General features: G+C 59.3%; 9 protein-coding genes and 1 pseudogene. All 10 read left to right on the top strand.

Features of this window, described 5'->3' with window-relative positions:
- The first annotated feature begins 451 nt into the window (after window positions 1-451).
- The 10 genes and pseudogenes from I41_RS11665 to I41_RS11620 all read left to right on the top strand — a co-directional run bounded on the left by I41_RS11665 (window position 452) and on the right by I41_RS11620 (window position 11,963).
- Window positions 452-1,165: a choice-of-anchor F family protein gene (locus tag I41_RS11665; RefSeq protein ID WP_145436332.1), complete on the top strand. Its 714-nt coding sequence runs from the start codon at window positions 452-454 to the stop codon at window positions 1,163-1,165.
- Between the two features lie 675 nt (window positions 1,166-1,840).
- A complete protein-coding gene (locus tag I41_RS11660; RefSeq protein ID WP_145432789.1) occupies window positions 1,841-2,383 on the top strand; it encodes an RrF2 family transcriptional regulator in 543 nt (180 codons plus the stop codon).
- A gap of 699 nt (window positions 2,384-3,082) precedes the next feature.
- Window positions 3,083-3,454 carry an ArsR/SmtB family transcription factor gene (locus tag I41_RS11655; protein ID WP_145432787.1) on the top strand — a complete coding sequence of 124 codons (372 nt, stop codon included), beginning with the start codon at window positions 3,083-3,085 and terminating at the stop codon, window positions 3,452-3,454.
- Entirely contained in the window at window positions 3,448-3,621 is a 174-nt protein-coding gene (locus tag I41_RS27715; protein WP_210421172.1) for a low molecular weight phosphatase family protein, read from the top strand. The genes I41_RS11655 and I41_RS27715 overlap by 7 nt, the downstream gene beginning before the upstream one ends.
- An 18-nt stretch (window positions 3,622-3,639) precedes the next feature.
- Window positions 3,640-3,870: a low molecular weight phosphatase family protein gene (locus I41_RS27710; protein ID WP_210421171.1), complete on the top strand. Its 231-nt coding sequence runs from the start codon at window positions 3,640-3,642 to the stop codon at window positions 3,868-3,870.
- 30 nt (window positions 3,871-3,900) lie between these two features.
- The gene (arsD, locus tag I41_RS11645) at window positions 3,901-4,314 is read left to right on the top strand and encodes an arsenite efflux transporter metallochaperone ArsD (RefSeq protein WP_145432785.1); all 414 of its coding nucleotides are present in this window, start codon (window positions 3,901-3,903) and stop codon (window positions 4,312-4,314) included.
- Between the two features lie 51 nt (window positions 4,315-4,365).
- Window positions 4,366-6,156: an arsenical pump-driving ATPase gene (gene arsA, locus I41_RS11640; RefSeq protein WP_145432783.1), complete on the top strand. Its 1,791-nt coding sequence runs from the start codon at window positions 4,366-4,368 to the stop codon at window positions 6,154-6,156.
- Window positions 6,157-6,869: 713 nt separating this feature from the next.
- Complete coding sequence (locus I41_RS11630) at window positions 6,870-7,871, top strand: potassium channel family protein (protein ID WP_145432781.1); 1,002 nt, start codon at window positions 6,870-6,872, stop codon at window positions 7,869-7,871.
- A gap of 56 nt (window positions 7,872-7,927) precedes the next feature.
- A pseudogene (locus I41_RS11625) lies at window positions 7,928-8,092 on the top strand (transposase); the annotation flags it as partial.
- Between the two features lie 412 nt (window positions 8,093-8,504).
- Window positions 8,505-11,963 carry a beta strand repeat-containing protein gene (locus I41_RS11620; protein WP_168206826.1) on the top strand — a complete coding sequence of 1,153 codons (3,459 nt, stop codon included), beginning with the start codon at window positions 8,505-8,507 and terminating at the stop codon, window positions 11,961-11,963.
- Window positions 11,964-12,043 lie beyond the last annotated feature (80 nt).

Raw genomic sequence — 12,043 nt, 5'->3', positions numbered from 1 at the left:
GGCAAGCGTGCCGGCGGCCTGTACAGGGCTTTGTTGCCGTCGCCTCGGCTGCCCCCAGGCAAGCGACTGCCCCACGCGCGGCTCCCATCCGAGCGTCTGGAGTGCAAAAGTAGGCCCCCTTGCGCGAGATTCCGGACGCTAAATCCCCCAAACTTTTGCCAAAAAACTCGTGCGTTTTCCCCTGGGCGGTCCCGACAGCTTGGTCGGGTCTTTGGAGCCCCGGCTCGTCGACAAAATCCCTAAAACTTGCCACTTTTTTCTAGACTAGGCCCCTCGCGGTCGGTTAGGCTACGGCATGCCGCAGGACATTCGAGCCGGCCGAGGCGCTGCCTCAGGGCCGACTCAACAGCAATCGTCGCGCGGCCGCGGTCAGTCATCCGCCGCGGCTCACTTGTAATTCAATCATTCGACTAGGGACGCTACTGACGTTCACACTTAAGGAAAGCTGCTAATGAAGATCTCTTCTTTCGCGCGACCTCGCGCCTTGGCGTACTCGCTCGCCTGCTGCGTCGCCGCCACGACAGCGGCCTCTGCTTCTGCCGGCGTCATCTCTGGGTACACGCAATTCGGACCCAATGCGGGCACTGGCCCCGGACTCGGCACGGTCTCCGTTCCGGCCATCGTCACCACCGCGCAGAACAACGATAACAGCCCGACGCCGGGCGCCTTCGACAACAACATTGTCGTGCCGATCAAAAGGTTCGACACTAGCGGCTACATCGACATCGAATTTTCGGTCACGCCCACTCAGGGCGTCACTGAATATCAGTTTTTCGAATCGGTCGATAACAATACCGGCACGCCCTGGAGCAGCCACACGATGATCCTGGGTTACGGGGTCGGCGCTAATTTCGTCCCCTCGACCGCCGGCGATGGACTCGACTTCGACTCGCCCAACTACGACTTGGCGCCCACTTCGTCAGCGCTGCCGGTCGTGTCGACGCCCGACGAGGACACGTTGGTCTTCTCCGGCGGCATCCAAGGCACCGGGGCGGAGTCGTACCAGTTCCGCATCGACGTCCCGGACGTCAAGACGCTGCCCCCAGGCTTTGGTCACTTCACGCTTCGTCAAGTTCCCACGCCTGTTCCGGAGCCCGCGACGTTGGCCCTGGCAGGCTTGGCGATTGCCGGGCTTGTCGCTCAGGGTCGTCGCCGCGCCAGTTAGTTGCGCCAAGTTTTCGGCCCCGCTTCGACGTGACCGCTAGTGACGGGTCGTGGAGCGGGTCGGACTTTGCGTCAAATAGCTCGCCGACTCCCCGCGTTGCTGATAAACGTAGCGGCCGTCACCATCAACAAGCTTGATGGTGACGGCTTTGCTCGTAATGGCGTGGATGACATGTTGGCACGTTCTCGTCGTTGCTGAAGCGGCGGTGGTCGCCGCAGCCGCTGGCCGGCCACCAGTGAGGCCCACGACTGCTTGATCGCTCGGCACAACCGCCCCGCTTCGGTAGTAGGGCGCGTAGCTGGGCAAGCGAAACTGTCTCTTATCGACCACTTTCTGTTGCGTCTTTGGAGCGCCATCGTCCGCGGTCGACTCTGCTCGAGCGCGACGATGCATCACTGCATGGACATTAGGGACAGAGAAGTCCCGCGTGGGCTCTGGCTGCCAGGACGACGTCGGGAACGCGAATGCCACGGCGCGATGGCGGCTCGTGCGGAACGCCATCGACAAATCTTAACGAGAATGGACTGCCATCCCGACGCGTTTTAAGTTGGGCCGGCACGCGAGGCGCAGGCGGCGCCTGCCATCGTGGCGGCGATACTCGATCACTAAGCCAATCTGGCGAATGTTGTTGCCGATATTGGAAGTAATTGCCTTTCCAAGAACCCTCCGACGGTCATGCGCCGCGACTTCCACGCGGGACGCGCAGCGGCTTTACATTCTTGGGGCGCCGAACGTCCGCCGCTTGAAGTGCCGTCGCCTGGAAGGCTCTGCCGCTCCGCATTAAATGGTTCTCGTTGTGCAGGTTCCGCATTGAGGCTGTCGAATACCAGCGCGTACGCCCTTACGGCATGCCTGGCGCTTGCCGCGGCCCCGCCGGGCGCGTTGGTCAACCGCGAAGCGATCTGCAGGCGGACGGGCATGCCGTTGCGATACCTCACTCAGCTGCTGCGCCAGCTGGCGCGGGGCGGAATCATCATCGGCCAACGAGGTCGCCAGGGCGGTTACTCGCTCGCCAGGCCGCCGGCGCAGACGACGCTGCTCGCGATCATGGAAGCTGTCGAGGGTCCGATCGGACTCAGCGGGATGGCCGATGTCTCCGGCCTGCCGACCAAGCTCCGTACCGCGATCGACGCGCCGTTAGCGGCGATCGGGGCGGATGCGCGCCAGCGATTAGCCTCGGTCACGCTGGCGGCCTTCCACGCGGCGCAGGAAAGGTGAGGCACAGCCGAGGCGAGACGGGGATTGCCGCGAGATAGCAGCGGAATCATAATCCGCGTGTCGGGGGTTCGAATCCCTCCTCCGCTACTTTGGTCATCCGGTGTCCCAGAGTGACAGAGGATGAGTAACTGCCTAGGGGGCAAGTTGTTAGTGCCGCTTCCCGCACCGCTCTACGGCGACGCGGCCATGCCAATTGATGACACGGATTGCCTCGCTGAGTCGGGAGTTTGCGCAAACCCGTGTGCAAACTTTCCGGCCGCTACTTCCGCGGATTGAGATTCCCCCGAGCCAATGAGCAGTGGAGGCCCCGGGAGCGATTGGATAGCCGCCGCTTGCTCACCGATGCCCACGTGGCTGTAAACGTTGAGCGTGAGATTGACATCGCTGTGCCGGGCGATGGACTGGTCCATCTTCGGTGACATGTCGGCCCGGGCTAGGTTCGAGATGAAGGTAAGGGCTGAGCCTTTCCATTTTCGAATGGGTCGCCAAGTCCGGACTGAAGGCGTTCAAACGCCGCCCCAAAACGCCCTCGCTTACTCGACGCCGATCGGACCTCCTGAAAGGCAACCCCAGCGTGGGTTTTACCCCCTCATCATGCTGTCCAGGTTCTGGGGTCCACCTCATGCTGCAGATTGACGTCGGACGCGGCTTGGCCTATAATTCGATATCTGTCGAAATGTCGAAACAGGAGTGAGCGTCATGCGGGACCTGCTCGCCATCACCAAGGCCCTGGCCGATGAGAACCGAATACGTGCCGTCGCTCTGTTAGAAGGCCACGAACTCTGCCTGTGCCAGATCGTCGAAGTGCTGGGCCTCGCATCTTCGACTGTGTCCCGACACATGTCGATCCTCCATCAAGCGCGCTTGGTGGAGACTCGCAAGCAAGGCCGTTGGGCATACTTCCGCCTGGCCGACGAAGACGCTCCGGATACCGTCCGCGACGCGATCGTATGGGTTCTGGCGGCACTCGCACGAGACAAGCAAGGGAAACTAGATCGGAAGGAGCTGAAGGCCGTGCTCAAGATGGAACCAGAAGAACTTTGTCGCAGACAGGGAGAATGCAAGTGCTGAGAGTCTTGTTCCTGAGCACGGGTAATTCCTACTGCAGTCAGATGGCGGGGGGGTGGGCGAGGAGCCTAAAAAGCGATGTGATCGAGCCGTGCTCGGCAGGGGTCGCCACCCACGACCTCAATCCCAATGCCGTGAAGTTTATGAAGGAGGCGGTCGTAGATATTTAGTGCCACACCTCCCAGAATGTGGATGACTTTAAGGACGTGCAGGTCGCTTATTTCGTGACCGTGTGCGATAACGCGGCCGAATCCTGCCCCATGCTCCCCGGTAAGGCAAAAGTGATTCGTCACTCATTCGACGATCCGCCCCGCTTGGCCCAGGGCGCCGCGACAGAGGAAGAGGCGGTCGGTCATTACCGCCGAGTCCGCGACGAAATCAAAACGTTCATCGAAAATCTACCGGGCGCGTTCAACTGACGCGCTCCCCAAACATAAGGAACGAACGACATGGCAAAGATTGAAGTATTCGACCCCCCGATGTGCTGCACGAGCGGTGTCTGTGGTCCTCAGCCTGACGAGCGATTGGTGCAGTTCTCCGCGAACCTCGATTGGCTCAAGAGGCAAGGTAATGAGGTGCGTCGTTACAACCTGTCTCAGGAACCAACTGCTTTTACGGCGCGTCCAGAAGTCGCCAAGCTCTTGCGCGAGACCGACGGCGCGGGTCTGCCGATCATTCTGGTCGACGGAAACGTCGTAAGTCAGGGCGATTATCCGTCACAGCAAAAGCTGGCAGAACTTGCCGGGCTTTCCACACCAGCAGCTTCCACTTCGCCGCAGATTGCATCCCCCGCGCTATCGGTCATAGCGCCCGCCGGAGGGTGCTGTAGTGGAAGTTCCGATGACGGCAAAGGTTGTTGCTGAGCCCGTTGCTGAAAGCTTTGCCAAGAGCACTTGGCAGCAAAGGAAAAGTAGATGAACGCCCAGAGCCGGTGGTATGAGCAGGTCGGGAAGTACCAATTCTTTACTGGTAAAGGGGGAGTTGGAAAGACATCGCTCGCATGCGCGACGGCGATTCTACTGGCCGACCGCGGCAAGAAAGTACTGCTGGTCAGCACGGACCCCGCCTCCAATCTTGCTCACGTCTTTGGCATTGACATCGGCGAACTCGAGCCGACCGACATTCCAGGTGCGCCGGGACTTGCTGCGTTGAATATCGATCCCGAGGCGGCTGCTCAAGCATATCGGGACCGAATCGTCGGACCAGTACGAGGCGAATTGCCTCCAAGCGTCGTCGCGAAGATGGAAGAAGAACTTTCAGGGGCCTGCACCACGGAAATTGCAGCGTTTGACGAGTTCACAACGCTGCTTACCAATCCCGAGACCGCCGCCCGCTACGATCACATTATCTTTGATACCGCTCCGACCGGCCACACGCTGCGAATGCTCAAACTCCCAAGCGCTTGGTCGGACTTCCTAGACGCCAACCAGACCGGCGCCTCCTGTCTCGGCCCCCTGGCCGGGCTGGAAAAACAACGGCAGCAATATCACCAGGCCGTCGACACTTTGGCAGACGGCAACAGAACGATGGTTGTGCTCGTCAGCCGTCCACAGTGCGCCGCGTTGGCCGAAGCGGCCCGGACCAGCAGTGAGCTGAGCGCACTCGGCGTCAGCCACCAACGTCTTGTCGTAAACGGCGTAATGCCAGAGAGCGAAAGTGATGATCCTCTAGCTCAGGCGATGCGCCGTCGAGACGCTGAAGCGCTCAGCCGTTTGCCGGATGGTCTCCGGTCGCTGCCGACCGATTATGTGGAACTGCGGGCCATGAATCTGGTGGGCATCGATGTCCTGCGGGGACTCTTGGTGCCCTCGTCGAAGGACTTCCGGAGAGCGAGTAAGACAGTCGAGTCGTCGAAAATCGACGCCCCAACGCTGGCCGATCTGGTAGATGCCATTGAAGCAGATGGCCACGGTCTGGTGATGGTATTGGGAAAGGGAGGCGTCGGGAAGACCACGATTGCAGCGGCCGTGGCGGTCGAACTCGCCTCCCGCGGCCATGACGTGCATCTGACCACCACCGATCCGGCGGCCCATGTTGCCGAGGCCATAGCGTCTGAGGTCGAGCATCTTCAAGTTAGCCGCATTGATCCCCGAGCGGAAACCGAGCGCTATCGGCAGCACGTGCTCAGCACCAAAGGCAAGGATCTCGATGAGGCGGGACGAGCCCTCTTAGAGGAGGACCTCCGCTCGCCCTGCACTGAGGAGATCGCCGTGTTCCAGGCGTTCTCTAAAGTGATTCGCGAGGGGCAGCACAAGTTCGTTGTGATGGACACCGCACCGACCGGACATACGTTGCTGCTGCTCGATGCTACCGGTTCTTACCATCGCGACATCATACGGCACTCGAAAGATCCGGCGAAGATCACCACGCCGATGATGAGGCTTCAAGACCCGGCGCAAACCAAGATGCTAATTGTGGCGCTGCCGGAGACGACGCCAGTACTGGAGGCCGCGGCATTGCAGGAGGACCTGCGCCGCGCCGACATTGAGCCTTGGGCTTGGGTGATAAACGCATCGCTTGCAGCAGCAGGCCCCTCTGATCCCTTGCTGGTAGCCCGCGCCCATTCAGAAGTGGCTCAGATCGCTAAGGTCAAAACTGAGCTGGCGAAGCGCTACGCCATCACACCCTGGCTGGCTACCGAACCGGTCGGCCCGACGGCGCTTCGCGCGCTGACCCATCACGCGGGTGCGACAGTAACGAACTAACGTTAATAGGACTTAGGTAGCTGTGGATCAAGGTCTTTCCCAGAGACTATCGCTGCTCGACCGCAATTTGACGGTTTGGATCTTCGCCGCTATGGCCGCCGGTGTGGCGATTGGCTTCCTGTTTCAGGAAGGGGTCGATCGGTTCAACGCAGCGCTCACTGTGGGCGGCACACCAATCTGCTGATCGCCCTCGGGCTCATTCTGATGATGTACCCGCCAAGGGCGACAGCTTCAATAGCGACGAGGCGTCTTGATGCGCATCTGGAAGTCTTCCTCGATGTACAACCGGTACACCTGTTTATGATTGACCTGCCAGTCTTCTCGCTTCAGCAGCTTGTGGAGACGGGGCAGCCGTACCGCACGCGGCTGGCGGCCAAGTCACGAAGCCTGATCCGAAGTTCGGCCCGACCGTTGCGACCGCTCACAAGGCGATGCGTCGAACGCGGGAAGCCCAACGCTCCGCAGGGGCGACGCTCGCTGACGCGGTAGGCGGCTTGCAGCCGCTTCAACACGACCTTGCCACGATCGGGCCTTATAATAGTGCCGACGCTTGAAAGGCAATTGAGAAGAAACCTCACACGGTGACTACGGGTGGGGGCAGCTTGTTAGAATGGGCGGCATTACGAGCTTGGTTCGTTTTCAAGCTCAACCCATGCAAGGAATGTTAGGTTACCCTTGCTTGCCGGCTACCCGTCAACGGGTTTTGCGTCGCTATGACTGATCCGCTTACGCGAATCCGCCGCAGCGCCATCGTATTGGCGAGTTTTTCTGCGATTACGATCGTACTCCATCACTTGCTTACGAAGCGGCCTTGGCTGGAGTCGGCACATTGGTTTGTAATTACGATAGCCACGGTCGGCTACGGCGAAAAATCGATCGAACCTCCGTCTGTCCAGCTATTCACGATTGTAGTGATACTGGTCGGTATATCACTGGCCGCGTATACATTTGGCGGCTTTTTGCACTTATTGGCCCAGGGCGAAATCGAAAGGGCTTTAGGAGATCGGCGCATGTCTAAGGAAATTGCGCAGTTGAATGGTCACACCATCGTCTGCGGGTTTGGTCGGCTGGGAAAAACCCTGGCGATAGAACTTGCCGAAAATCACCTTTCATTCGTTGTGGTCGACCATAATAAGGAGCGTATTACGGAGGCCAGTGAACTCAAATACTTGTTCATCCAGGGCGACGCGACGAGCGAAGAGATCCTGGAAAAATCGGGGGTATGTCGCGCCAAAACGCTGATTGTGGCCTTGGACCATGACGCCAACAGTGTATTTCTTACGCTGACGGCGCGAAATCTCAATCGGAATTTACGCATCATCGCACGGGGCGAACAACCATCAACGGAGAAAAAACTCCTCCAGGCTGGCGCAGATGGCGTTGTGATGCCGGCTGTTCTCGGCGCGCGGCGAATTGCCGCCATGGTTAGCCGGCCGCATGCGGCCGAACTGATGGACCTAATGATCGACCGCCGCCAGCTGAATGCAGAGTTGGAGGAGTTCACCGTTAGCGCGGATAGCCTCTGCGCCGGAAAGAGCATTCGCGAGACAGGGACGCGTGCCGTACATCGATTGCTAATAATTGGTATCCGTCGCGCCGATGGAAATATGATCTTCAATCCGGACGCCGACTTGATCGTACAGCCCGGCGACACGGCAATTGTGATGGGCCGCCGCGAAGATATGCAAAAGTTCCGCGACGAACAACGGCTGTGAGAATTCACCGCTTTGCGACATACAAATACGCCATCTCATCGCCACCTCTCGACTTTCTGACGACGCTGAGAGAAAAGCTGATTAAGATCGGCGCGAAGGTGACGCGACATGCAAAGTACGTGACGTTCCAACTTGCTCAAGTGGCCGTCACGCGGAACTTGTTCGCGGCGATCCTCGCCCGCATCGCGCGGTTGGCAAACCTACCGCCGACGGTCACCTGACGTGACTGCTAAGCAGATCATAAAGCCAACAACACGGCCGATCACGGAGAAGGTCTGCGCGAAACCCGTGCTTGCCAACGGAAAACGCAGCGGCGACCCCCTCACCAACTCACGGAGCCGCTCGAACCGGACGGGCCATGGAAAACCTCAACAAATCCGCTTTCGATTGCTGCGAGCGCCCGCAGATTGTTAAGATGGGCGGCATCCTGAGATTGGAGCGGTTCCAGGCTCAGTCCATATGGGAAATCAGTACTCAAGGAGCTCTCTAATCATTAAGGTCAATCGAGCATACTGGGCTGGTTTGGCGTTGTTGGCTTGTGCCGCGGGCGATCTCAGCGCCGAGCCCCGTTCGTGGGACGGCGGTGGCGTCACTGACGCTTGGGGGAACGCGTCAAACTGGAGTCCCGACGGCGTGCCCACCAGCACCACCGATGCCACGCTGGGATCCGGCATCACTCCCAACTTAATCATCGATGCGAAGGGAGCCTTTGTAGGTTTTCCCGTGGGAGTGTTTGATCCTGCGTTGCTTAGAGCAAACTCACTGACCATCAGCACAGTCAACCCGTTCAAGATCGATGGCGCCCTCTTCTCCGTAAATGAATTCTTCTTTTCTCTCTTAACTTTGACCAGCGGCGATCTCACGCGTCAAGATGTCGCCGGCGCCGAAGGCGATCATGTGATCGACGCAAGTGTTCTTCTTGCTTCCGATGGCCTCTGGAATGTCTCGGGAGCGGGCAAACTTATCGTAAGTTCCATCGCTGAGTCAGGTGGCTCACGGACGTTTACAAAAACAGGAGCTGGTACGCTGCAAAGCAGCCTAAATGTCACTGGCGCAAAGACGGTCAGCCAAGGCACTTTCAAAGGTTCCCTCAATGGGGCTGGCATGGCAACCTTTGAGAGCGGCGCGGTCTTTGACGCAAGCGGCATTTCTAACTCGAATATCACGTTGACCGGGCTTAACGGAAGCTTTCTCTTCACGGCATTGAAGTCCGAGGATGGGGACTCTGCCCAAATTAATGGGCAGATTATTCTGGCAGACAATTTGGCCATTTCACCCCAGACTAATTCAGCCATAGTTCTGATGGGGGGCATCACGGATAACGGCATGAACAAAGGATTCCTGATGTCGGGCAGCGGACTGCTTCAACTTTTTGGCCCCGGGTTGTTTTCGGGAAATGTCTCCCTGTTCGGCGAGGGAGAAATCCAAGTAGGGCACAATACGGCTCTGGGCGCCGGCGTGGTCCGTTTAACTGACTCAGGCCCCGGCAACAGTGAAATTCCCACGTTAGCTCTCTTGGATGGCATAACCTTTTCAAATCCCATTAATATCCGCAGCTCAAGGCTTGGAGTGGAGAAATTTAGCACGGCCGCCACGAATGCAACGGTCGTCTCGAATATCAGCTTGGAGGGACTGTTCGCGCCAGAAACTGCTTTTCTCGACGCCGCTAATGCGAACGATACTCTCACTGTCTCCGGCAACATTTCGGAGGCCTTTGTCGGCTCCATTGTGAAAAAAACCGGAAACGGCAAGGTAATTCTCAGCGGCAACAACAGCTTTACGGGTGGGTTGACCGTCGAGGCCGGTGAGCTGGTGGCAGCAGCGAATGCGGCCCTTCCAGCCGGCCCCCCCACTGTCATCCAGGCCGGCGCGAGACTCGGTCTGCAGGGTAACCAAACGCTAACTAAACCGTTGCAACTCTTCGGCGCCGGTCCAGAAGGACTGGGCTCACTCCGTAGTAACTCAGGCGATAATACCTGGGCTGGGTCTATCGCGCTGGGGGCGAATGCGTCGGTCGGAGCCACTGCCGGGAACGTGCTCACAATCTCCGGTCCCGTCACTGGAGCGTTTGGGCTGAGCAAGGTAGATGAGGGAACGCTCCGACTTACCAATTCTGCGAATAACTACACGTCGCTGACAATCGCTGACGGAACGCTTTCACTTGGGTCACACGAAGGCATCCCCGTCGGCGTACCCCTTAACGTGTCTGCTGGCGGCTCCGTCAGCCTTCTGAACAGTACTTCGATCAACCGTACGTTAAACCTCAACGGCGCCGGCAACTCGGCGACGGTCGCCGCGCTGGACAACGAGGCCGGCGACAACAGCTGGGCCGGACCGGTCATTCTTCAGAGTGCGAGCACGATGTCCGCCCGCGCGGACAGTCTCACCGTGACGGGCAACATTTCCGGAGCTTTCCCGCTTAGCAAGGTCGGAGCCGGAGTCTTGGCATTGGCAGGGAGCAACTCGCACGGTGACACCTCGATCGAGCAGGGCGTGCTGTTGGCGCAGTCGGGTGAGGCACTGCCGTCGGGACGGACCGTTACAGTTGGCTCCGGCGCCACGCTTCAAGTTGGCAACGGCGTCACGACGAATGCCACGGCCTCGCTGCGCCTCAACGGCCCGGGCAGCGCCGGGCTGGGCGCGATTTCCATCGCGCAAGGTTCGGGCACGTTCGCCGGGCCGCTTACGCTTGTCACGGACACGACCATCGGCGCCGCCTCTGGCACGACGCTCATGCTCGCGGGGCAGGTTTCCGACGACGCAGTGCCTTTGCCACTGGTAAAAGTCGGGCCCGGCACGCTCGCCTTAGCGGCTGCGAACACCTACCGTGGCGGGACGTTCGCTAACTCCGGAGTTCTGTCCGTTAGTTCCAACGTCAATCTTGGCGACCCCGCGGGAGCAGTTACGCTTAACAATGGCGCGAAGCTACTCATCACAGCCAACACGACGACCGGCCGCACCTTCCATCTCAACACGGGAAGCGTCCAGGTTGATGCTGGCGTCACACTTACCTACGACGGCGCGATCGTCAACGGCGGCTTCTTGCGCGGTCCGGGAACCCACGCTATCAGCGGGCAGTCCGCCAATTTGAGTGGCGTCACCGCCTTGCCCGGCAGCAATCTCACGCAAAGCTCCATCGCCACCCTCAATAATTTCAACAACAGCGGCTCGCTGATTAGCAATGCCGCACTCATCTGGGACGGCGGTTACAACACCGGCGCCGGCCATGTCATTGTAAACTCAACGCTTAATTTATCGGCCTTTGAGAACAATGGCGTCGTCACCGTCAACAACGGTGCAACGTTGTCTAACAGCGGAAATGATCTTGTGAGCAGCGGTGGATCACGGATCATCGTCAACAGCGGCGGGGCGATTGAGCTAAACAGCTCCAGTCTCAATCTGCACGGTGCATTGATCGTCAACAACGGCACAATTAGTGGAACAACAAACGTTCACTTCGGCTCGCTCGCCAAGGGAACCGGCAGCTACGGCACGGTCAATGTTTTTGACGGCGGAGTCTACGCGCCTGGCAACAGTCCGGGTCTAGCAACGGCGGCAACCGTGATCTTCGACAACTCCCCGTTCTCAGGCGGTGGCCCAACGCTGCAAATCGAGCTGGCTGGAACCACGCAGGGGACTGAGTACGACCACCTCGATGTCTCGGGGCAGCTTTCGCTCGGCGGTACTTTGAAGGTTGCACTTATCGACGGTTTCGCGCCTGTGGCCGGCCAATCGTTCGACCTCCTCGATTGGGGCAGTCTGAGCGGCACTTTCTCCGCGATCCAATTGCCGACGCTTTCTGGCTTAGCTTGGAACACGTCACAGCTTTACACCACCGGTGTCTTGAGCCTCACCGCGGCCAGCCGACCCGGCGACTTTGATCTCGATGGCGACGTCGACGGCCGCGATTTTCTGGTTTGGCAGCGGGGAGGTTCGCCGAACCCTGTGAGCGCCGGGGACCTCGCCGATTGGAAGGCCAACTTCGGTGATCCCTTACCAGCATCGGCCAATTCAACCGCCGTGCCGGAGCCATCTGCCCTCGTATGTTCGCTTGTCACCCTACTGGGCTTCGCTATCCGCCAGCGACAGTGAGTGGCGATGCGAAAACTTGGTTGGTGGCGAACGGGCCCCTTCCATGCGCGGCGTGCCCTTGATTATCTGCGACCGCCTTC

Source organism: Lacipirellula limnantheis (genome assembly GCF_007746075.1).
Lineage (GTDB): Bacteria > Planctomycetota > Planctomycetia > Pirellulales > Lacipirellulaceae > Lacipirellula > Lacipirellula limnantheis.
Note: the sequence above shows the minus strand (reverse complement) of the source record. Positions and strands in the feature narration are given on the sequence as shown.